At 59.7% G+C, this 20406-nt stretch carries 17 protein-coding genes; 8 read left to right on the forward strand and 9 right to left on the reverse strand.

Translation table 11 applies throughout. The annotated features are described in order from the left end of the window. Positions 1 to 81: 81 nt before the first annotated feature. Both pcsA and K0P33_RS14870 read right to left on the reverse strand, forming a co-directional pair. Positions 82 to 801, reverse strand: coding sequence for a phosphatidylcholine synthase (gene pcsA / locus K0P33_RS14865; RefSeq protein ID WP_094953839.1), 720 nt, complete (start codon positions 799 to 801; stop codon positions 82 to 84). Positions 802 to 949: 148 nt separating this feature from the next. Next, positions 950 to 1876, reverse strand: coding sequence for a class I SAM-dependent methyltransferase (locus K0P33_RS14870; protein ID WP_094953838.1), 927 nt, complete (start codon positions 1874 to 1876; stop codon positions 950 to 952). A 191-nt stretch (positions 1877 to 2067) separates the two neighbouring features. Here K0P33_RS14870 and mdeB point away from each other — a divergent pair, with 191 nt between their 5' ends. After that, positions 2068 to 4746, forward strand: coding sequence for an alpha-ketoglutarate dehydrogenase (gene mdeB, locus K0P33_RS14875; protein ID WP_242155917.1), 2679 nt, complete (start codon positions 2068 to 2070; stop codon positions 4744 to 4746). Between the two features lie 60 nt (positions 4747 to 4806). On the opposite strand, the gene K0P33_RS14880 is transcribed toward mdeB, so the two are convergent. Further along, positions 4807 to 5295 (reverse strand): DUF1289 domain-containing protein, encoded by a 489-nt coding sequence (locus K0P33_RS14880; RefSeq protein WP_094953836.1) that lies wholly within the window; start codon positions 5293 to 5295, stop codon positions 4807 to 4809. Between the two features lie 152 nt (positions 5296 to 5447). Next, positions 5448 to 6698 (reverse strand): ribonucleotide-diphosphate reductase subunit beta, encoded by a 1251-nt coding sequence (locus K0P33_RS14885; protein ID WP_005788524.1) that lies wholly within the window; start codon positions 6696 to 6698, stop codon positions 5448 to 5450. A gap of 271 nt (positions 6699 to 6969) precedes the next feature. Here K0P33_RS14885 and K0P33_RS14890 point away from each other — a divergent pair, with 271 nt between their 5' ends. Together K0P33_RS14890 and K0P33_RS14895 are read left to right on the forward strand one after the other, a co-directional pair. After that, a complete protein-coding gene (locus K0P33_RS14890) occupies positions 6970 to 7155 on the forward strand; it encodes a hypothetical protein (protein ID WP_242155918.1) in 186 nt (61 codons plus the stop codon). Between the two features lie 106 nt (positions 7156 to 7261). Next, positions 7262 to 7888, forward strand: a complete 627-nt coding sequence (locus K0P33_RS14895; protein WP_242155919.1) for a PAS domain-containing protein — start codon at positions 7262 to 7264, stop codon at positions 7886 to 7888. Positions 7889 to 7916: 28 nt separating this feature from the next. On the opposite strand, the gene K0P33_RS14900 is transcribed toward K0P33_RS14895, so the two are convergent. After that, entirely contained in the window at positions 7917 to 8882 is a 966-nt protein-coding gene (locus tag K0P33_RS14900; RefSeq protein WP_242155920.1) for a threo-3-hydroxy-L-aspartate ammonia-lyase, read from the reverse strand. Between the two features lie 113 nt (positions 8883 to 8995). Between K0P33_RS14900 and K0P33_RS14905 the strand changes: the two genes are divergently transcribed. The 3 genes from K0P33_RS14905 to K0P33_RS14915 all read left to right on the forward strand — a co-directional run bounded on the left by K0P33_RS14905 (position 8996) and on the right by K0P33_RS14915 (position 11141). Continuing rightward, positions 8996 to 9613, forward strand: coding sequence for an LpxA family transferase (locus K0P33_RS14905; RefSeq protein WP_242155921.1), 618 nt, complete (start codon positions 8996 to 8998; stop codon positions 9611 to 9613). Positions 9614 to 9705: 92 nt separating this feature from the next. After that, the gene (locus K0P33_RS14910) at positions 9706 to 10224 is read left to right on the forward strand and encodes a sigma-70 family RNA polymerase sigma factor (protein ID WP_094953596.1); all 519 of its coding nucleotides are present in this window, start codon (positions 9706 to 9708) and stop codon (positions 10222 to 10224) included. Then, a complete protein-coding gene (locus tag K0P33_RS14915; RefSeq protein ID WP_094953595.1) occupies positions 10221 to 11141 on the forward strand; it encodes a FecR domain-containing protein in 921 nt (306 codons plus the stop codon). Before K0P33_RS14910 ends, K0P33_RS14915 begins: the two co-directional genes overlap by 4 nt. Before the next feature lie 21 nt (positions 11142 to 11162). Here the strand turns inward: K0P33_RS14915 and K0P33_RS14920 are convergent, their stop codons facing one another. From K0P33_RS14920 to K0P33_RS14930, 3 genes are read right to left on the reverse strand one after another with little or no spacing between them, the layout of a single operon-like run. Continuing rightward, positions 11163 to 11879: an ABC transporter ATP-binding protein gene (locus tag K0P33_RS14920; protein WP_094953594.1), complete on the reverse strand. Its 717-nt coding sequence runs from the start codon at positions 11877 to 11879 to the stop codon at positions 11163 to 11165. Then, on the reverse strand, positions 11876 to 12703 hold the full coding sequence (locus K0P33_RS14925; protein WP_242155922.1) for an ABC transporter permease: 828 nt from the start codon (positions 12701 to 12703) through the stop codon (positions 11876 to 11878). Before K0P33_RS14925 ends, K0P33_RS14920 begins: the two co-directional genes overlap by 4 nt. 10 nt (positions 12704 to 12713) lie before the next feature. Next, positions 12714 to 13685: an aliphatic sulfonate ABC transporter substrate-binding protein gene (locus K0P33_RS14930; RefSeq protein ID WP_242155924.1), complete on the reverse strand. Its 972-nt coding sequence runs from the start codon at positions 13683 to 13685 to the stop codon at positions 12714 to 12716. A gap of 335 nt (positions 13686 to 14020) precedes the next feature. Between K0P33_RS14930 and K0P33_RS14935 the strand changes: the two genes are divergently transcribed. Further along, positions 14021 to 14236: a TOBE domain-containing protein gene (locus tag K0P33_RS14935; RefSeq protein WP_003173733.1), complete on the forward strand. Its 216-nt coding sequence runs from the start codon at positions 14021 to 14023 to the stop codon at positions 14234 to 14236. Positions 14237 to 14429: 193 nt separating this feature from the next. Here the strand turns inward: K0P33_RS14935 and K0P33_RS14940 are convergent, their stop codons facing one another. After that, positions 14430 to 15575, reverse strand: coding sequence for a PatB family C-S lyase (locus tag K0P33_RS14940; RefSeq protein ID WP_094953591.1), 1146 nt, complete (start codon positions 15573 to 15575; stop codon positions 14430 to 14432). Between the two features lie 354 nt (positions 15576 to 15929). Here K0P33_RS14940 and K0P33_RS14945 point away from each other — a divergent pair, with 354 nt between their 5' ends. Continuing rightward, a complete protein-coding gene (locus K0P33_RS14945; protein ID WP_242155926.1) occupies positions 15930 to 20381 on the forward strand; it encodes a hypothetical protein in 4452 nt (1483 codons plus the stop codon). Positions 20382 to 20406 lie beyond the last annotated feature (25 nt).

Here is a 20406-nt window from a genome sequence, read left to right on the forward strand (position 1 = left end):
TTTCCAAAAGTGACCCGCTGTAAGAGCGGAACCCTAAGCAGCCGTTACCGCAGCAACGGATATGTACTCAACCGACCTAGCTCAACCGTGGCGTCTATCCCACCACTCCAACCCCGTACGCCACACACAAATCCCCAGGAAATAAGCCGACATCACCGACCACAACCCAAACGTCCAGGGATTCGTATTCGGATAATCCACCACCATCAAAAAGCTGCACAGCAACCAAATGGTGGTAACGGCGATATTCAGCGGCATAAACCGCTTAACCCGAAACGGATGCAAAAACTTCATCGGCGTCACAGTCAGCAGCGCCAAGCCAATCACGGTCAGCAACGTAACCCAGGCTTCCGGCTGGATGATATACACGCATAAGGCGACCACGTTCCAGGCCGCGGGAAAGCCGACAAAGTAGTTGTCCTTGCTCTTCATGTTCACATTGCAGAAGCAGAACAACGAAGACACCAGGATCACTGACACCGTGAACAGGTGGGTAAAGTCCGGCAAATCGATATAGCGGTAGATAAACAACGCCGGAATAAACACATACGTCAGGTAATCAATCACCAGGTCCAGCACCGAGCCGTCGAAGCTTGGCAACACCGTGCTGACATTCACCCGTCGCGCCAGGGAGCCGTCAACGCCATCAACCACCAGCGCCAGGCCCAGCCAGAGCAGGCACGCCTTGGGTGAGTTTTCCAGCAGCGCCAAGGTGGCCAGGAAGGCCAGCACCACGCCGGTGGCGGTAAAGCCGTGGGCGCCCCAGGCTTTGAGTCTGGCTACATGCAGGGTCGATATCACGGGCGGTTCTCCAAAAGGTGAAACAGGGCAGCCGACAACGTAACGCCGTCGAGTCTGGCCAGGGGATGCAGGTATCGACCGGGAAGGGGGGGATAAGGTTCACCACCCGGTGTATCACTTAGCGTAGCAAGCGTAGGACGTTTCAGCATCAACCCTGACGGAACACCAGCGCCTTCAAGCCACTTTGTGGGTCGATATCCGGAAATTCAGGCGGATTTTGCAGCCGTTCCACAAAGCGCAGGCCCGGTGCTTCGCGGGTGACGCCGTCGATCAGGAAGTCTTCGCCGAACGCCGGGTCGTTCATGCACGCCAGGACGGTGCCGTGTGGCGTGAGCAAATCCGGCAAGCGGCGCAGCACGCGTTGGTAGTCCTTGGTCAGCAGGAAACTGCCTTTCTGGAAGGACGGCGGGTCGATGATCACCAAGTCATAGGGGCCGCTGTGGGTCACCTTGGCCCAGGATTTGAAAAGGTCGTGGCCCAGGAAGGTGACATTGCCCAGGTCATGACCATTCAAGCGATGGTTATCGCGACCACGGCTGAGGGCGCCGCGGGCCATGTCCAGGTTCACCACATGGTCGGCGCCGCCTTCGATGGCCGCGACCGAGAAGCCGCAGGTATAGGCAAACAGGTTCAGCACGCGTTGGCCCTTGGCCTGCTGGCGCACCCAGTTGCGCCCATAGCGCATATCGAGGAACAGCCCGCTGTTCTGTTTTTTACCCAGGTCGATCAGGTAACGCAGGCCGCCCTCGGTGATGGTCAGCTCATCAACCGCTTCGCCCACCAGCCACTCGGTGGTGCTTTGCGGCAGGTAGCGATGTTGCAGGGCGACGGTATGCGCGCCATGTTGGGCCCAGTCGAACTCAACCAGCAGCTGTTTCAACGCGTCCAGCTGCGTAGCCTCAGGCTCCTTGAACAGCGCGACCAGCACCACGCCTTGCAACCAGTCCACTGTCAGCTGTTCCAGGCCCGGCCAGCAGCGGCCCCGGCCGTGGAACAGGCGCCGGGTTTCAGCGGGCGGGCTGGCCAGGGCGGTGAGCAGGTGGGCGTGCAGGGTGGCGAGTGCGTCTGGGGTCATCGGTTAGCGTCGGTCATTGAGCGGGCGGCATTTTAAACACAGTTGCAACGTCTCGTGTGGCTTGAGCACAACGTGCTGGTAAAAAATGGATTGGCAGTGATTCATGCTCAAAACACTCAAACCTGCGCCTGATAACAGGCAAAAAATCCTCAGGCACCGACATAAACTGGAAAAAAAGCCCGGAGGTGCCCATGAACGGTTTCGCGAGTGCAGTCAATCACACGGCGTTGGATCAGGTAGAGCAGGACGAATGGCGTGATGCGCTGGCCTCGCTGGTGGCCAGCGCCGGTCCCGAACGGGCGCGGCAGATCCTCGACCTGCTGGCCCGCGAAGGCAGCGCCCCGCACATCGACTGGAAACCCCGCCACGGCACGCCCTACATCAACAGCATCGGTGTTGAGCAACAGCCGGCCTTTCCCGGCGACCTCGCCACCGAAGAGCGCCTGGCGTCGCTGGTGCGTTGGAACGCCCTGGCCATGGTGGTGCGCGCCAATCAGGCGTACGGCGAACTCGGTGGCCATATCGCCAGCTATGCGAGCGCGGCGGATTTGTTCGAAGTGGGCTTCAATCACTTCTTTCGCGCCCGTAACGAAGGTTTTGGCGGCGACCTGGTGTTCTACCAGCCGCATTCCGCGCCGGGCATTTATGCGCGCGCCTACCTGGAAGGCCGCCTGACTGAAAACGACCTGGCGCATTACCGCCAGGAGATCGGCGGGCCAAAAAACGGCGCACGCGGCCTCTCCAGTTACCCGCATCCGTGGTTGATGCCGGACTTCTGGCAGTTCCCCACCGGCTCTATGGGCATCGGCCCGATCAGCTCGATTTTCCAGGCGCGCTTCATGCGCTACCTGCAGCATCGCGATTTGCTCGACACCACCGATCGCCACGTGTGGGGCGTATTCGGCGACGGCGAAATGGACGAGCCGGAAAGCATGTCGGCGCTGACCTTGGCCGCGCGCGAAGGCTTGGACAACCTGACCTGGGTGGTCAACTGTAACCTGCAACGCCTCGACGGTCCGGTGCGCGGCAATGGGCGGATCATCGACGAACTGGAGGCGTTGTTTGCCGGTGCCGGTTGGAACGTGATCAAGCTGGTCTGGGGCTCGGATTGGGACGCCTTGCTTGCCAAGGACAGCGACGGCTCGCTGGTGAACACGCTGTCGCAGACCGTCGACGGGCAATTCCAGACGTTCGCCGCCAAGGACGGCGCCTACAACCGTGAGCACTTCTTCGGCCAAAGCGAGTCACTGGCCAAGCTGGTCGAGGGCATGAGTGATGAGCAAATTGACCGCCTCAAGCGTGGCGGCCATGACATGGTCAAGATCCACGCCGCCTACCACGCCGCGCGCCGGGTCAAAGGCCAGCCGACGGTGATCCTGGCCCAGACCAAAAAGGGCTTCGGCATGGGCGAAGCCGGGCAGGGCAAGATGACCACGCACCAGCAGAAGAAGCTCGATCGCGACGCGCTGATCACCTTTCGCAATCGCTTCCAGTTGCCGCTGTCGGACGCGCAGACCGAGTCGCTGAGTTTCTTCAAACCGGCCGCTGACAGCCTGGAGTTGCGCTACCTGCATCAGCGCCGCCACGCGCTGGGCGGTTATGTGCCGAGCCGCAGCCCGCTCGCCGCGCCTGTCAGCGTCCCGCCGGTGACGGGCTACGCCGGTTTCGCCACGGCGGCCGAAGGCAAGGAAATGTCCACCACCATGGCCTTCGTGCGCATGCTCACCCATCTGCTCAAGGACAAGGCGCTGGGCCCGCGCATCGTGCCGATAGTCGCCGATGAGGCGCGCACCTTCGGCATGGCCAACCTGTTCAAGCAGATCGGCATCTATTCCAGCGTCGGCCAGCGTTACGAGCCGGAAGACATCGGCTCGATCCTCAGCTATCGCGAAGCCACCGACGGGCAGATCCTTGAAGAAGGCATCAGCGAAGCCAGCGCCATCAGTTCCTGGGTGGCGGCGGCCACCAGCTATTCGGTGCATGGCCTGCGCATGTTGCCGTTTTACATCTACTACTCGATGTTCGGCTTCCAGCGCGTCGGCGACCTGATCTGGGCCGCCGCCGATCAGCGTGCTCGCGGCTTCCTACTTGGCGCCACGGCCGGGCGCACCACCTTGGGCGGCGAAGGGTTGCAACATCAGGACGGCAGCAGCCACCTCACCGCCGCCACCGTGCCCAATTGCCGCGCCTACGACCCGGCGTTTGCTGGCGAGTTTGCGGTGATCCTCGACCACGGCATGCGCCAGATGCTCGAACACGACGTGGACGAGTTTTACTACGTGACCCTGATGAACGAAAACTACCCACAGCCGAGCCTGCCCCAAGGCGTGGAAGCGGCAATCATCAAGGGCATGTACCGCCTGCAAGGCGCCGCCGCCGCCCAGGTGCGCTTGCTCGGTTCAGGCACGCTGGTGCGCGAAGCCCAGGCGGCCGCGCAGTTGCTGGCCGATGATTGGCAAGTGGCGAGCGAGGTGTTCAGCGTCACCAGTTTCAGCGAACTGGCCCGGGAGGCGCGGGAAGTGGAGCGATGGAATCGCCTGCACCCGCAAGGCGACAAGCGTTGCAGCCATGTGAATGAATGCCTGCCTAAAGGCGCACCGGTGATTGCCGTATCCGACTATGTACGGGCGGTGCCGCAGATGATCGCCTCGTACCTGGATTCCAGCTACACCGTGCTCGGCACCGACGGTTTCGGCCGCAGTGACACGCGGGCGGCATTGCGTGACTTCTTCGAGGTGGACCGGCACCACATCGTGCTGGCGGCGCTCACGGCGTTGGTGGAGCAGGGGCGTTTGGCGCGGGAGGTATGTCAGCAGGCGATTGAGCGCTATGGCTTGCAGACGGAGCGGGCGGGTTCCTGGATGTGCTGAACAACACAAGTCAAATGTGGGAGCTGGCAAGCCAGCGCCCACAGTGTTTTGGGGTGTTTGTTAGAAAGTGGCGATCAGGGCTGGCCCAAATGCCTCTTTCAGAAACCCAGGTGCGATGTACCGCTCGTAATGCGCCTCAGAAAGCAGAAAAAACTCCCGATCAATCGCATCGCGCAAATCGGTCAGGTTGCGCTCACGAAACGCCGGCAGCAACGCCAAGCCATACGCATCCAGCCTGGAAATCACCCGCGCGCCCCGCGCAATCAACTGATACGCCCAGCAATACGGCGACTGGTGCGGCATAAAGCGAATCTTGCGGTCTTCCAGCTGCTGGCGCAGGCGCTGCGGGTCGAGCACTTCCAGCTTGCTCGCCATCACCTGCACCAGTAACTGCTCCAGACGCAACCACACGGCCTGTTTTTCGTCGGCGTTGTAGCCATTCCACTGAATGACTTCATGGTGATAACGCTTGCAGCCCCGACAGACCAGATCACCGTAAACGGTGGAACACAGGCCGACGCAGGGGGTCTTGATGGTTTGATTGGGCATAAAAAGTAATGTGCAAAGTCTATAGAACACCACGGACCCAATGTGGGAGCGGGCTTGCTCGCGAATGCGGTGGGTCAGTCACTGGATGCATCGACTGACACACTGTATTCGCGAGCAAGCCCGCGCCCACATTTTTAGATCTATGCCGTGGACTAATCCCAGCTCAACGCGCCGCCGGTTTGATACTCGATCACGCGGGTTTCGAAGAAGTTTTTCTCTTTCTTCAAGTCCATGATCTCGCTCATCCACGGGAACGGGTTGGTGGTGCCCGGGTATTCTTCTTTCAAGCCGATCTGCGACAGACGACGGTTGGCGATGAACTTGAGGTAGTCCTCCATCATTGCCGCATTCATGCCGAGAACACCGCGCGGCATGGTATCGCGCGCATATTCAATCTCCAGCTGAGTCCCTTGCAGGATCATCTGGGTCGCTTCTTCTTTCATTTCAGCATCCCACAAATGTGGGTTTTCGATTTTGATCTGGTTGATCACATCGATACCGAAGTTCAGGTGCATCGACTCGTCGCGCAGGATGTACTGGAACTGCTCGGCCACGCCGGTCATTTTGTTACGACGGCCCATGGACAGGATCTGGGTGAAGCCACAGTAGAAGAAGATGCCTTCCAGGACGCAGTAGTAGGCGACCAAGTTGCGCAGCAGCTCTTTATCAGTCTCAACGGTGCCGGTTTCGAACTTCGGATCGGAGATCGAACGGGTGTATTTCAGGCCCCAGGCGGCTTTTTTAGCCACCGATGGGATCTCGTGGTACATGTTGAAGATCTCGCCTTCATCCATGGCCAGCGATTCGATGCAGTACTGGTAGGCGTGGGTGTGGATCGCTTCTTCGAAGGCCTGACGCAGGATGTACTGGCGGCACTCCGGGTTGGTGATCAGGCGGTACACGGCCAGCACCAGGTTGTTGGCAACCAGGGAGTCGGCGGTGGAGAAGAAGCCGAGGTTGCGCATAACGATGCGGCGTTCGTCGTCGGTCAGGCCTTCGGGGTTTTTCCACAGGGCGATGTCGGCGGTCATGTTGACCTCTTGCGGCATCCAGTGGTTGGCGCAGCCATCGAGGTACTTTTGCCAGGCCCAGTCGTACTTGAACGGCACGAGTTGGTTGAGGTCGGCGCGGCAGTTGATCATGCGCTTTTCGTCAACGGCGACGCGGGCGGCGGAGCCTTCCAGCTCAGCGAGGCCTTCGGCGACGTCGAGTTTGTCCAGGGCGGCCTTGGCGCGGATGATCGCGGCGGAGTCGTTGGCAGTCACGTTGCGCGCTTCCAGCGCGGCAGCGGCGCCGGCACCGTCGAGACGGTCCATGTTGGCTTCACTGGCGTGGCCGGCGTTGGCGCCCTTGATCACCGCTGCACCGGTGTCTTCGTTGTCGACTTCATCCCAACTCAGCATTGAAATACTCCTTCCTGATCTGTTCTGACGGCGTGTGAACCCGTCCAAAAATATGCGGTTTGCAGGCTACTAGGCATTGAAATACTGCGCGTAGTGTGGTCGGTAAATACCGATACTGCACACTATGTAGTGGTCTGTTCTGTTTGTGGGCACACTATATGGTGTGTAACAAAGTAGGTCAACGCACAAGGTAGGCGCTCATCGGTCGCTGCCAGGCGGTCATTCGGCTATAAAGCCTGGGTTCACTGGCCACACACGGAAACTCAAGGGGATGAAAAAAAATCTGATCCGCCCAGCCACTCAAGAAGACGCCGAAAGCCTCTTCGCGGTGCATCAAAACGCCGTCGAAAACCTGTGCAATGCCGACTACGGCTTTCGCAAGATCGGCGAGGGTAGGTTCAGCCGTGGCAACCGCCCGGTTTCCATCGAGATCATCAGGATGGAGCGGGCTTTTTAGGAAAGGAAACGCGCGCGGGCTCACGCTGGGTGCTGGGCCAGCGGATCAACAATGAGGGATGACGGCCAAATTGACGACTTGTCCACGACTGGATATGTTGTCTTGCATGAAAAACACCTCGCCCGAAGAAACCACCCTGATCAGCCAGCTCGAACAGATTGCCGAAGGCTTGAGCAAAACCTTCAGCCCATTCTGCGAAGTGGTGCTGCACGACTTGCGCGACCCGCAGCACGCGATCCTGGCCATTCATAACAACCTTTCGGGGCGCCAACCGGGCGACCCGGCGACCGAGCTGGGCCTGGCGCGGATTGCCGACCCGGACTACCCGCAAGTCATCGCCAACTACCAGAATCAATTCGCCGATGGCCGCCAGGTCAAGAGCACGTCGATCGGCATCAAGGACGCCAGCGGCAAGTACGTCGCCGCGTTGTGCATGAACGTCGATCTCTCGTTGTTCCGAGGCTTGCAGGGCATGTTGGAACAGTTTGGTTCAGTCAGTGGCGACACGCCCAGCGAGTCCCTCGAGCCGTCCGGTGCCGATGTGATTCGTGCGCGTATCGACCAGTTCGCCGCGCGCCTGGCGACCACCCCGCGCGCGCTCAAGACGGCGGATCGGCGGCTGCTCCTGCAAGAGCTGAAAGACTCAGGCTGCATGGACATTCGCCGGGCCATGGAGACGGTGGCCTCGCACCTGGGCGTGTCACGCGCAGCGGTCTACACCTACGCCAAGTAGCGCCCCACGGCTTCAACCTCCACCCGATTCATGGCGCCTCGCTGAGCAGCGCGGCATAGCGCTGGATATCGACGTTGCCACCGGTGACGATAATCCCCACGCGTTGGCCCTTGAACTGCTTGCCCAGTTGGCGCAACGCCGCGAGGCCCAGGCAGCCGGTGGGTTCCACCACCATCTTCATGCGCTGCATGAAAAACCGCATGGCATCCACCAACTGCGCGTCGGAGACGGTGAGGATGTCGCTCACCAGGTCCCGAATGATCGGGAAAGTGAAGTTGCCCAGGTGCTGGGTTTGCGCACCGTCGGCGATGGTCGCCGGGGTGTCGATGTGCACGATGCTGCCGGTGCGCAATGAGCGCTGGCCGTCGTTGCCGGCTTCGGGTTCGACACCAAACAGCTGGCAATCCGGTGACAGCGCGCGGGTCGAAAGCGCAGTGCCTGAAAGCATGCCGCCACCGCCCAGGCCGACGAATAGAGCGTCCAAGGGCCCGGTGAACGCCAGCAACTCCTTGGCGGCCGTGCCTTGGCCGGCGAGGATGTGCGGGTGGTCGTAGGGCGGGATCAGGGTCATCCCTTGCTCGTTGGCAAGGCGACGACCGATCGCTTCGCGGTCTTCAGTGAAGCGGTCATACAGCACCACACTGGCGCCATATTCGCGGGTGGCGGCAACCTTGGCGGCCGGCGCATCGGAGGGCATCACAATCGTCGCCGGCATGCCCAGCAAGCGCGCCGCCAGGGCAATACCCTGGGCGTGGTTGCCGGAGGAGAATGCCACCACGCCAGCCTTGCGCTGCGGCGCGTCAAACTGCGAAAGGGCATTGAACGCGCCACGAAACTTGAACGAGCCGGTGCGTTGCAGGTTTTCACATTTGATGAAGACTTCAGCGCCGGTTTCGGCGTTGAGGGTGCGCGAGGTGAACACTGGCGTGGGATGCGCGAAGCCCTCCAGGCGCTGGGCGGCGGCGATGACGTCTGGGTAGGTAGGCAATTGCATGCGACGGACCTCGTTTGCGTGTTTGGATAAAATATCCATATCAAGACAAATAGTAAAGTTCCGTTGGGTCATGCTAGCGTTTCGAGCTTCTTTGACTGCTGGAGGGTTCGCCGTTGATCCGACTCACCGACTACATCGCCAACGTTGCCCAGTCACCGTTGGCGCCGTGGGCTGAACTGGCACCTTGGGCGCTGGTGACACAGGCGTCCGCCATTGTTCGTACGTTGCTGGCCGAACTGCCTGCCGATGAGTACATCATTCAGGGCGAAATCGCCGTGCACCGTACCGCCACGGTCGAACCCGGCGCCTTGCTCAAGGGCCCGCTGATCATCGGTGCCGAGTGTTTCATCGCCAGCGGCGCGCTGCTGCGTGGTGGCTGCTGGGTGGACGCGCACTGCATCATCGGCCCCGGCGCCGAGCTGAAAACGTCGTTTGTGTTCAGTGGCAGCAAGCTGGCGCACTTCAATTTTGTCGGCGATTCGGTGCTCGGCCATGGGATCAATCTGGAGGCCGGCAGCATCGTCGCCAACTACCGCAACGAACGAGAGGACAAGGACGTGCAGGTGCGCATCGACGGGCAATTGCAGCGCACCGGTTGCGACAAATTCGGTGCTTTGCTCGGCGATCAAAGCCGAATCGGCGCCAATGCGGTGCTGGCGCCGGGCGCGGTGTTGGCGCCTGCCAGCGTCATCGGGCGTGGGCAGGTGTTCGACGCGGAGGCGTCTGCATAAACGTAATGTTGAAAAGAGCATGGTGTGTCGGCACGATATTAAATAGAATGAATCTCATTTGAGACTCACTCGCGCCGCGCAGGTCGCTTGCCATGAATGATGCTGTTGTCCCGACCCACGCCGCCGAACACACGCTGTCGAGTTTGTACCGCGACCACCGCAGTTGGCTCGAAAGCTGGCTGCGGCGGCGCCTGGGCAATGCCTGGGATGCGGCGGACCTGAGCCAGGATACCTTCCTGCGGGTGCTGGCCAGTGCCCAGCCGATTGCGCAGATGCAGGAGCCGCGCGCGTACCTGGTGACGGTTGGCAAGCGCCTGCTGGTCAACTTTCATCAGCGGCGTAGCCTTGAGCAGGCTTACTTGAATGCCCTGGCAAACCTGCCGGAAACCTGTGTGCCGTCGCCGGAGCAACGCTGGTTGGTGCTGGAAACCCTGCAAGCGTTGGATGAGATGCTCGACGGTTTGCCGGTACTGGTGCGCCGTGCGTTTCTGTGGAGCCAGCTGGAAGGCCTGGGGTATCGCGAGATCGCCGAACGGCTCGACGTATCCGAGCGCACGGTGAAGCGCTACATGGCGCAGGCCTACGAACACTGTTTACTGGTGGAGTTGTGAGCCGCGATGTCGCGCGTGCCGCCGCCCAGTGGCTGGCCTTGCTGGAGTCGGGCGCGGCCACCGAGCGTGACCACGCAGCGTTGCAGCAGTGGCGCGACAGCCATCCCCACCACGAACAGACCTGGCAGAAAGCCCAATCCCTGCGCCAGCGTTTCAGCGACTTGCCACACGCATTGGCGATGGCCAGCCTCGACCGCTCGCAACCGGGGCGACGCGCAATCCTCAAGCGTGCCTTGGGGGTTGCCGCGTTGGTGCCGACGGCCTGGCTGATCAGCCGCCAGTTGCCCATCGACGCGTGGCGGGCCGATTTGCATACCGCCACGGGCGAGCGCAAACGCCTGCCGTTGGCCGATGGCAGCAGCTTGCAACTCAACACCGCCACGGCGGTGGATGTCGATCTTGCACAGCGGCGCGTCACCTTGGTGGACGGTGAACTGGCGGTGAATGTGCCGGGCGCAGCGTTGATGAGCGTGCAAACCCGCTACGGCGACGTTGAAGTCAGCCAGGCCGAGGTGTGTGTGCGGCAGCTGGCGGCCGGTTGCCTGGTGTCGGTGCTCAAAGGGGCGGTGCAAGTGCGTGACCTGCAAGGGCAAGTGGCGACGCTAAGCCGTGGTCAGCAAGCCCCCTTGGAGGCCCACGGGCTTGGCGCCTGGGCGCCGTTTGATGTGCTGCAACTGGGCTGGCGGGACGGTGTGTTGACCGCTCAGAACCAGCCGCTGGGGGATTTTCTGCGCGAATTGGAGCGTTATCGCCCAGGTGTGTTGCGCTGGGACCCGAGCCTGGAAACGTTGCGGGTTACGGGAAGCTTTCGCTTGGATGACACCGACCGCATCCTGACGCTGCTGTCCCAGACGCTGGGGTTTGAGGTGCGCGCGCGGACGCGGTATTGGGTGACGCTGAGCCGCACACTGGCTTAACGAGTTGTTGTGGCAGGCGGCCTAGATCACATGCGCCCGCTGCAACTCGGTCAGGCACAGCGCCTTGAGCCGAGCCAGTAACGGGTCGCGCCGGTCCCGTGGGTGAGGCAGGTCCACCGCCAGCTCTTGGCGGATGCTGCTCGGCCGATTATCCATCACCAGCACTCGGTCACTCAGGTACAGCGCCTCGTCCACGTCATGGGTCACCAGCAATAACGCAATGGCATGGTGCTCGGCCAGTTGCAGCAGCAAGTCCTGCAGTTTCATGCGGGTGAAGGCATCCACCGCGCTGAACGGCTCGTCCAGCAGTAACACCTGCGGACGCGAATACAGGCCGCGTGCAATCGCCACCCGTTGCGCCATGCCGCCGGACAACGCCTTGGGCAGTGCCTGGGCGAAGCCCTTCAGACCGACTTCCTCGATCAACTGGGTAACCCAGGCTGGGTCATAGTGGTCGTCATCACTGAAGCCGATGTTTTGCTCCACCGTCAGCCAGGGCATCAGCCGCGGTTCCTGGAACACAAAGGCCACTTCGCCTTCGGGGCTGCGCAGTTGGCCTTGAAAGTCCTTTTCCAGCCCGGCGACGATGCGCAGCAATGTGCTTTTGCCGCAGCCGCTTGGCCCCAGCAGGCTCACGGTTTCGCGCGGCTGTAAGGCCAGGTGCACGTTGGTCAGCACGGTGGTGCTGGCGAAGCTTTTACGCTCCACGCGAATATCCAATAAAGGCTGCATGCTCATTGCTGCGCACCTTGGCCGTTGAACGTGTCACGCCAAGCCAGGCAGCGTTTCTCCAAGGCGGCGAGTACGCCATCACTGACTTTACCGAGCAGCGCCAACACGATGATTGCTGCCAGCACGATGTCCGGCCGCGAGGTTTCGCGCCCATCACTGAGCAAATAGCCCAAGCCCTTGGTGGCCGCGATCAATTCGGCCGCCACCAGGAACATCCACGCCAGGCTCAGGCCGCTGCGCAAACCGGTAAACAGGCCGGGCAGGGCGGCGGGCAACAGAATCCGCCGCACCAGACGGCGTCGGTTGAAGCCGTACATTTGCCCGACTTCCACCAGCTTGCGGTCGATATCGCGAATCGCCGCGACGCCATTGAGGTACACCGGGAAAAACGCACCTATCGCAATCAGCACAATTTTCGAGGTTTCATCGATGCCCAGCCATAGCAGCAACAGCGGCACCCAGGCCAGGCTCGGGATTGAGCGCAGCCCGGCAAATGTCGGTTCCAGATAGGCCTCGGCTTCACGGCTCAAACCCACCCAGGCGGCGAACACCAGGGCCAGGCCGGCGCCGATGGCGAAGCCCGCCAGCACCCGCAACAGGCTGGCGCTGATGTGTTTCCATAACGCGCCTTCAGCCAGGTCAGTGAGGGTTACGGCGATCTCGCTGGGCGCCGGCATCTGGTACGACGGCAGCCAGCCGATACGCACCACCACCTCCAGCACCAGCAGGATCAGCACCGGCAACGTCAGGCCTTTGAGCCGCCGTGGCCAGGCACTGCGGTGAATGACCACCGGCGCCACAAGCGGCACGGTTTGGGTTTTGCTGGTCATCACGCGCCCCTTACTGTTTCGGCAAGGTCTGGCCGAACGAGGTATCGATCAACTGGTCGATCACCTGGTCCACATTCACCCCGCGGCGGACCAACTCCTCGGACACCAGGATCGGCGCGGCGGCCTTGGATGACACTGCATCTTTGTCGGTCAGCAACGGTGCGCTGAGGTCGGTGCGCGACAGTTGCAGCTTGGCCACTTCCAGCGGCAGGCCGGATTCGTCGGCGAGCAGTTTGGCGAATTCATCCGGGTGTTTCACCGCCCAGTCGCGGGCTTTTTCATAGGCGCCGAGCACTTTGCTGATGGTCTGTGGGTGCGCCTTGGCGTACTGCTCGGTGACGCTGATCACGCCGTAGCTGTTGAAGTCTTTGTTGCGGTACAACAGGCGCGAACCCGCCTGGATTTCGCTGGCGGCCATGTGCGGGTCGAGGCCGGCCCAGGCGTCCACGTCACCTTTCTCCAGCGCGGTGCGGCCGTCCGGGTGTTGCAGGTGCACCAACTCGACATCGTCTTTTTTCAGCCCGGCGTGTTGCAGGCTGCGCAGGGTGAACAGGTACGGGTCGGTGCCTTTGGTGGCGGCGATTTTCTTGCCTTTGAGGTCTGTCACGCTTTTGAAGGGTGAGTCTTTGCGAACAACCAAAGCCGTCCACTCGGCCCGGCTGTAGACGTACACCGATTTGATTGGGCTGCCATTCGCGCGGCTCAAAACGGCTGACAAACTGGCGGAGGAGGCGAAGTCGACGCCGCCGCTGTTGAGGTATTCCAGGGAACGGTTGCTGCCCTGGCTTAGGACCCAGCCGACTTTGGTGTGCGGTAAGGCTTGTTCCAGCCAGCCGAAATGCTTGAGCACCAGGCTGACCGGTGAGTAGTAGGCATAATCCAAGTTGACGTGCGCGGGATCGGTATCGGCGGCGAAGGCCTGTGGTTGCAGGCACAGGGCGAGGGCGCAGGCGCCCAGTAAGCGTTGGGTGAAGGGTTTCATGGAACAGCTCCGGGCAAGGCGATGAGAGAAGGCTTTTTTTATATTCAGAAAATTGAAATGGCATGTTCCATCATGCTTTGTCGGCTTTCTTTGATCGGAGCAGATGCAGTCTCTGTGCCATTGAGTTCGCAGGCGTATTTGCTTGGGGTTGAGCAGCGATTGCTGTGATGGGAGCGGGCAGTTTGTTGATCAGCTGTTGCCAGGTGAACAGCTGTCATATATCAATATCGAATAAATAAAGAGTTATTTATTCCTTTTAATGGTCGATTGGATAGCGCATTTTGAGGGCCTGCGCATTCGTGCGGATTGACCCAACAGCCAAAAGGAAAGCCGACATGACTATTAAAGCGATCAACGTGCGCAATCAGTTCAAGGGCGTGATCAAGGAGATCCTGCTGGGCGAAGTGGTGTCCGAGATCGACGTGCAAACCGCGTCCGGCATTGTCACCTCAGTGATTACCACCCGCTCGGTGCGTGACCTGGAATTGAAAGTGGGCAGCGAAGTGATTGCCTTTGTGAAGTCGACCGAAGTGTCGATTGCCAAGCTGTAAACCCTGAATTCGTCTGGCAGCACCGCAATGTTCTGCTTTTCTGTGGGAGCTGGCTTGCCTGCGATGGCATCCACGCGTTATGCCTGATACACCGAGGTGTCTGCATCGCAGGCAAGCCAGCTCCCACATTGATAGATGCCAGCCTAATGGGCCTCAGTTGAGGCCGAACATTTTCGACGTTGTGAATTGAAGCCTAGCGGTGACGCAGTGCACGTTCCATGCGCTGCACACCTTCTTCGAGCATCGCCCGTGGGCAGCCAAAGTTCAGGCGTACGAACTGCTGGCTGTCATCGCCGAACTCTATCCCCGCACTCAAGCCGACCTTGGCCTGTTCCAGGAAGAATTGCTGCGGGTCATCCAGGCCCAGCGCGCTGCAATCGAGCCACGCCAGGTAGGTGCCTTGCGGCGCATGCATCACCACGCCGGGCAGACGGGTTTGCACGGCATTGTGCAAGTAGTCGCGGTTGCCTTGAAGGTACTGCACCAGCGCGTCCAGCCATTCGCCGCACTGGCTGTAGGCGGCGCGAGTGGCTTCCAGGCCCAAGGGGCTTACGCTGTCGACCATGCCGCAGCGCGCGTTGTTGAACCGCTCGCGCACCTCGGCGTTTTGCACCACCGCGAAGCAGGTCTTTAAACCCGCCACGTTGTAGGCTTTGCTCGCCGACATCAGGGTGATGGTGCGTTGGGCAATTTCCTCGCTGAGGCTGGCGGTGGGAATGTGGCGGCGGCCGTCGAAGCACAGTTCGGCGTGGATTTCGTCGCTGATGATCAGCGTGCCGTTTTCCAGGCAGGCGTTGGCCACAGCCAGTAGTTCTTCGCGCGGGAAGACCTTGCCGATAGGGTTGTGCGGGTTGCTCAATAGCAGCGCACCGGCACCGTTCAGCGCTTGGCGCATGGCTGGCAACGGCGTCGCGTACTCACCGTTGGCCCACTCAAACGGCACCTCGATACGCGGCAGGTTCCAGTGGCCCGGCGCCAGCCGAATCGGCCGATAGTTGGGGGTTTGCAGCACCACCGGCTGGCCCGGCTGCACGAACGCGTGCAGGGCCATGTTGAAGCCCGGCTCCACGCCCGGCAGGAACAACAGCGCTTCGGGCTGTACGCGCCAGGCGTATTTGTTCCAGAGGTCGGCAACGATGGCTTCGCGTACGTCCGGCCCGGCGACGCTGTAGCCCAGGATTTGCTGGTCGAGGCGATCATGCAGGGCTTGCAGTACGGCAGGTGGCGCGGCGATATCCATGTCGGCGATCCACATCGGCAAGACGTCTTGCGGGTAACGGTTCCACTTGGTGCTGCCGGTGCCGAAGCGGGGGTGGATCGTGTCGAAATCAAAGCTCATGGGGGGCTCGTGTCAGGAAAGCAGGCGCAAGAATGGCGCTGATTCTAGCGCCATTATTTTTATAGGCCAGAGCTGATTGCTGCAGACAGTTGCCGGTGTGCCTGTTCCATGGCTCGGCTGACCGCTTCTTCACCGCGCACCCTCGCGCCGAAGTAGACGAAACCCAGGCGGCGGACCTTGGGCCTCGAACTTTTGTGGGCGCTGTTTTTGTTTTAAAGAGGTCACCAGAAGAAGGCGCAGATAAATCCGATAGTTACCCGTGGAGTGAGTTTGTATGTTCGCCTGATCAGGACTCACGCTGACAAGGATGACGGGCCTATAGATGTATACACGGAACTACACACGGAACTATCCATGCAACTATTGTCTTCGCTTGCTAATCCGTTTTTACCGGCCATCGCACCTGACCAGAGCGTCGCCTCGGTGCCTGACCAGCCCGCTGTAACTGCTCACACTCGGTCACGCAGGGATACGGCTAATGTGACGGATACCGGCCAAACACCGAAGCCTAAAAAGATCAAGGACGCTGAAGTACCCAAGCACTTTATAAAAAAAATCAGTGATACCAAAGTGGGGCCTGCGCACAGCGAATTTATGCAGGGCTTTAACCGGCCCTCTGCTGTAGTGATCCCCGGTTACTCTGACAAGATGAGCGCCTTGGCGCTGATGAGGTTGGCGCTGAGTCCGTCGATAACGCCAGAACAAGTCGGGGCATTAACCCGTCTCAATGAGCAACGTTTTATCAACACGTCTCATGACCACTCGCGCGTGTTCTCGAAGGAGTTGTCGGGCAGCGGCGTGAAGGTCACACCCATGCCTCAAGGTTATTACCTCTCTGTGATCAACCAATTAAGCGAGGGCGAATGTGCAGGGATTTCACATCTGTTGTCGCTGGCCGTGAGAGAGGGCAAACAGCATATTTTTCTGGGTAATATTTATCAGGCCCTTGCCTATCCCGACAAGCCTGAGTCACAAGTTTTTTTTCGTAGGCTTGCCGAGGTGCAGTTGTCGTTTGAACCGAATGGTGCGCATGACCCTACAACCTCGAAGGATGTCCCCTATACGGCAATTGCACCCGAACTGACTGATTCGCCTACGACAAAAACGATGTTGATCAGCAGTTCCGGGCATCGCATAACTGCCGGTGTCATCGTGGGGCCTGATAAAGAGCGAACGTATTACTTCAGTGATCCGAACGGTGCTTTTATCGAGTTTTCTTCCAAGGAGGCTTTTGACGAAGGGTTAAAGAAGGTATTTACCAGTGCCAGGCTGAAGGGGTTTAACAAGCCGATTAATGACAGTTCTTTTCGGCCTCAGTATCAAATGAGTGTATTCAATCCCCATTATATTCGGCAGGGTGCCCCCACCTTGAGCGACATTAGATTTATGTATGACGCTCCTTTGGCCGGTCTCGATGACGTAAAGGTGATTGATGCCTCTGTCGTGCCGACGCCGAGGGAATTTGGCATCAGGGCGCCGGCCCCCGCAGGTGCGCCTTTGGCGGATTATCAAAAGGTGTCAAAGGGCCTGGAAAAACTGCATGAGTCCAAGGGAATGTCGCAGTTTCATGACACGGTAAGTGTCTTGGAGGCCGCCCGACAATTTACAGCTCACCATCCAGACTCTTCCCTCGTAAAGGATATGAAGATACTTGAGCAAACGTTGCTCAACGTGATCAATGAGGCGGCTGCGCCTGTTGGGTATCCCTATGCCTTCGAGCGTATGGAGAAACAGCGGGCCGATCTGCCCCAGCGTGAGTTAGGTGCAGTAACCAAGTCTCAGGTTAAGGTCTTGCAGGGTGTAGAAGTTGATCTGCACAGTCATATCAAGGCTGACCCCGACATGTTCAAAGTCGTGATTGATGCGGTGGATGCTGCGCTATTGAAACTTAGCCAACACGACCCGCAAACCTTCCAGGCGGTGGGGCGGGAGATCAAAGTGATCATTGCCAGCCCCGGTGATCAGGCGCAAACACAGCTGCGCATAACCGACACAAAGCCCACCTTGATTATCGGTGACGATTTTTTCACCCACGGCGAGCGTGGCGACTCCGTTGCCGATCGAGTAGGCATTTTTGCCGGACACATGGGCGATCCGCCCTTAGCGAATAAGCAAGCTGCATCGCTCGCGGGCCTGTTTGGCACGCTGGGCTATTACAAAGCGGACCCCAAAGGTTTTCTCGAGGTCATTAACAATAAACAAACGTTCCAACCCGCTGGGCCCACGCTCAGTGCACGTGCCGGCAGAAACCAGCTGGAGTTTGTGACGCAAGCCTTCACCGCGCGGCTCTACGATGGGTCGCTTGATAAGCGTACCACGGCCGAACTTGACAGGATTTTCGCGCCAACTGGCAGCGCCGTAGGGCCTGAGCCGGTATTAACGCCTCCACCCGCATCAGGTACTGGGTCCACGCCTGTGCGCAGAGACGGCTCTTTGCGTCCCGGCACCGTCCCTAAGCCGAGAACCCCCGTCGCACCTTCCATTTACGCACCACCGCCGCTGACGCTTGCGCACGTCAATGAGGCAGTACTGCTGCGCCTGCAAAAACTCGATGATGCCAGGCCATTGATCAACGTAGGTGAAAAACAATTCAGTCGCGTCGAACTGTACAAAATGGGGTACAGCATCAATGGCAAGCCGGTGGAAAATCCATTGGTCGGCGATCCGGAGGGTCGCAAGTTAGCGGGCACAATGCACCTGGATTATCCGAGCTTCCAGGCGTATCTCAAGTGGGGTGGCGACGATGGCAGAGCCTCTGATGTGTTTACTGAGATCGCCTCCCAGCGCAGTGTGAACGCGCCACCCATGATCGGCAGTGGCGACGCAAGCGCCATGTTTGAGACCCTGCAAACATCCGCCCGTGACATGTCGAGACAGGCTGCTGAAATCCGCGAGATGCAGCGCAACAACAAGCCGCTCCCCGCGGATTTCTTTTCTCCGGGATCCCCCGATAAACCAGGCGCGGCGAACACCGCGGGTCTCGGGTTTCAGGCTTTCAGTACCTTTCAAGGGGTACGCAGTGCCATCGACAGTTTCAATCGTGGTGATACCACGGCGGGCGCCATAAGCCTCGGTGCCGTGGCGGCTGACTATGCCGGCATGGGGCTAGAGGCTGGCCTGAACAACGTGGCGCAGAAGGCGGTCAGCAAGGCTGCGCCCACCATACTCAGCTTCCAGACCGCCACTATCGGCAAAATGATCGGCAAAGTCGCGGGTACCGCCGGAACGGTGTTCAGCGCGCCTTTTGATGTGGTCAATGCTGTTGATTCGTTCAAAAAAGCCGGTCAAAGCACGGGCAAGGAAGCTCAGGATCACTACGTTAATGGCGCCTTTTCAGTCGCCAATGCTGCCACCTCGATTGCCTTGACCGCCGCTTATCTGGCGGGCTTTAGTGCAGCCGGGCCGGCAGGGCTGATTGTGGCGGGGGTTTTGATGAGCGCCCAGGCGATTTACTCGGCAGTGCGTACCGTAGAGAACATAAATGAACATACTCCGCTGACGGGGCAGCAGAAGTTTTCGCTCGGTACGAAGGCGTTCCTGGGCTTTGAACCGGGGTTTGACGTTATGAAGCCCTTTTTGGAAGCGAAGATACCCAAGGAGCACGAAGCAGCGGAGCGGGAGCGCTTTAAAAAATTTCTGGAGGGGCCAGGCAAGGACCTTTTTGAGCGTGTTGTATTCGGCTCTGTGAAGGTTGAGGTCACGCAGATTCCGGGGAGTGTTGGGCTTACAGGGCAGCATTGGTGGGCCCCCATTACCTATCTGCTGAACCTGATCAAAGTGGATGGCACCGTCACGAACGTCAAAACCCAGGGAGGAAACGATCGTATTAACGCGCCTCCGGAGTCCTGGAACGGCAAGTTGGTGCCTCCTGTGGAAGGCGTTGGCGGGGAGAAAAAAGCCACGCTCTGGGACTTGGGCGACGGTGATGACACGGTGTCAGGCGTGCAGACCAAACCCAATTATTTTTCGTTGGGCGGTGGCAAAAAACTGATGAGCGGAGGGGAGGCCGACGATACGGTCATCTTCACCGCCGATGCGCGCCAGACATTGGAGCAAGCCAGGCAAGTTCGGGAGGCCGGAGCGAACGGCGTCAGGGAAAAGGGTTCCGAGTTCTGGGGGGGTGACGGCAGAAACACACTGATCTTTTCCGGCGAACTGAACACTAAATACACGGTCGTTCGCGAGCCTCAGACAGCCACCTATCTGGGGCATGTCATTGACTTCAAAACCGGTACGATTGCGGTCAATACCCCTGACTCGAACACTCACGGCGCGGCGCCCGTTGCGCGCTTTCATTCATTTTCCAATGCTGCCACGGTTGAAAATGGGGAAAGTTTTGTCCAGGGCGATGATCAGAGCAATATGCTGACGCTCAATGGCAAGAACGACACGGTTTTAACCGGTAAAGGCGCGAACGTCATTGTGATCAATGGTGGCGCCAGCGTCGTCGGGCAGGGTGATGCCAATACCTACATCATTAACAAGGCCCCGCGGCCCGTGACCATCAATGACCCGGCCGACAGCGTCGTCAGGCTGGATTACAGCGCCGCTCAAATCCGCGATTGGGGCGTTACGCACGAAGGGGATCTGGTCGCAACATTGAACGGCGATGCACCCGGAAAGACTCGACTGTTGACGATCAAGAATGCCTATCCCGATGGCTCGACAGCGGATAACGTCCGGCTGAAATTCATCACTGACGACGGCGTGATGATGATGATCAATGCCCCGCGCAAAGCGGGTTCATCCAACCGTGTTGTGCAAGTGAGCAGTATGAAGGTTGGGGGTGGCAAGCCTGAAGCTTAAGGTCGGGCGGGCGCAATAATGGCGC

This window comes from Pseudomonas sp. ArH3a (genome assembly GCF_022648765.1).
Lineage (GTDB): Bacteria > Pseudomonadota > Gammaproteobacteria > Pseudomonadales > Pseudomonadaceae > Aquipseudomonas.

Bases quoted from the DNA above. Each gene is read 5' to 3' on its own strand.
- K0P33_RS14870 (WP_094953838.1), bottom strand. From the start codon at position 1,876: ATGACCCCAGACGCACTCGCCACCCTGCACGCCCACCTGCTCACCGCC.
- K0P33_RS14880 (WP_094953836.1), bottom strand. From the start codon at position 5,295: ATGCCCAATCAAACCATCAAGACCCCCTGCGTCGGCCTGTGTTCCACC.
- K0P33_RS14935 (WP_003173733.1), top strand. From the start codon at position 14,021: ATGACTATTAAAGCGATCAACGTGCGCAATCAGTTCAAGGGCGTGATC.
- K0P33_RS14895 (WP_242155919.1), top strand. From the start codon at position 7,262: ATGAAAAACACCTCGCCCGAAGAAACCACCCTGATCAGCCAGCTCGAA.
- K0P33_RS14900 (WP_242155920.1), bottom strand. From the start codon at position 8,882: ATGCAATTGCCTACCTACCCAGACGTCATCGCCGCCGCCCAGCGCCTG.
- K0P33_RS14940 (WP_094953591.1), bottom strand. From the start codon at position 15,575: ATGAGCTTTGATTTCGACACGATCCACCCCCGCTTCGGCACCGGCAGC.
- K0P33_RS14930 (WP_242155924.1), bottom strand. From the start codon at position 13,685: ATGAAACCCTTCACCCAACGCTTACTGGGCGCCTGCGCCCTCGCCCTG.
- K0P33_RS14910 (WP_094953596.1), top strand. From the start codon at position 9,706: ATGAATGATGCTGTTGTCCCGACCCACGCCGCCGAACACACGCTGTCG.
- K0P33_RS14885 (WP_005788524.1), bottom strand. From the start codon at position 6,698: ATGCTGAGTTGGGATGAAGTCGACAACGAAGACACCGGTGCAGCGGTG.
- K0P33_RS14920 (WP_094953594.1), bottom strand. From the start codon at position 11,879: ATGAGCATGCAGCCTTTATTGGATATTCGCGTGGAGCGTAAAAGCTTC.
- K0P33_RS14890 (WP_242155918.1), top strand. From the start codon at position 6,970: ATGAAAAAAAATCTGATCCGCCCAGCCACTCAAGAAGACGCCGAAAGC.
- mdeB (WP_242155917.1), top strand. From the start codon at position 2,068: ATGAACGGTTTCGCGAGTGCAGTCAATCACACGGCGTTGGATCAGGTA.
- K0P33_RS14945 (WP_242155926.1), top strand. From the start codon at position 15,930: ATGCAACTATTGTCTTCGCTTGCTAATCCGTTTTTACCGGCCATCGCA.
- K0P33_RS14925 (WP_242155922.1), bottom strand. From the start codon at position 12,703: ATGACCAGCAAAACCCAAACCGTGCCGCTTGTGGCGCCGGTGGTCATT.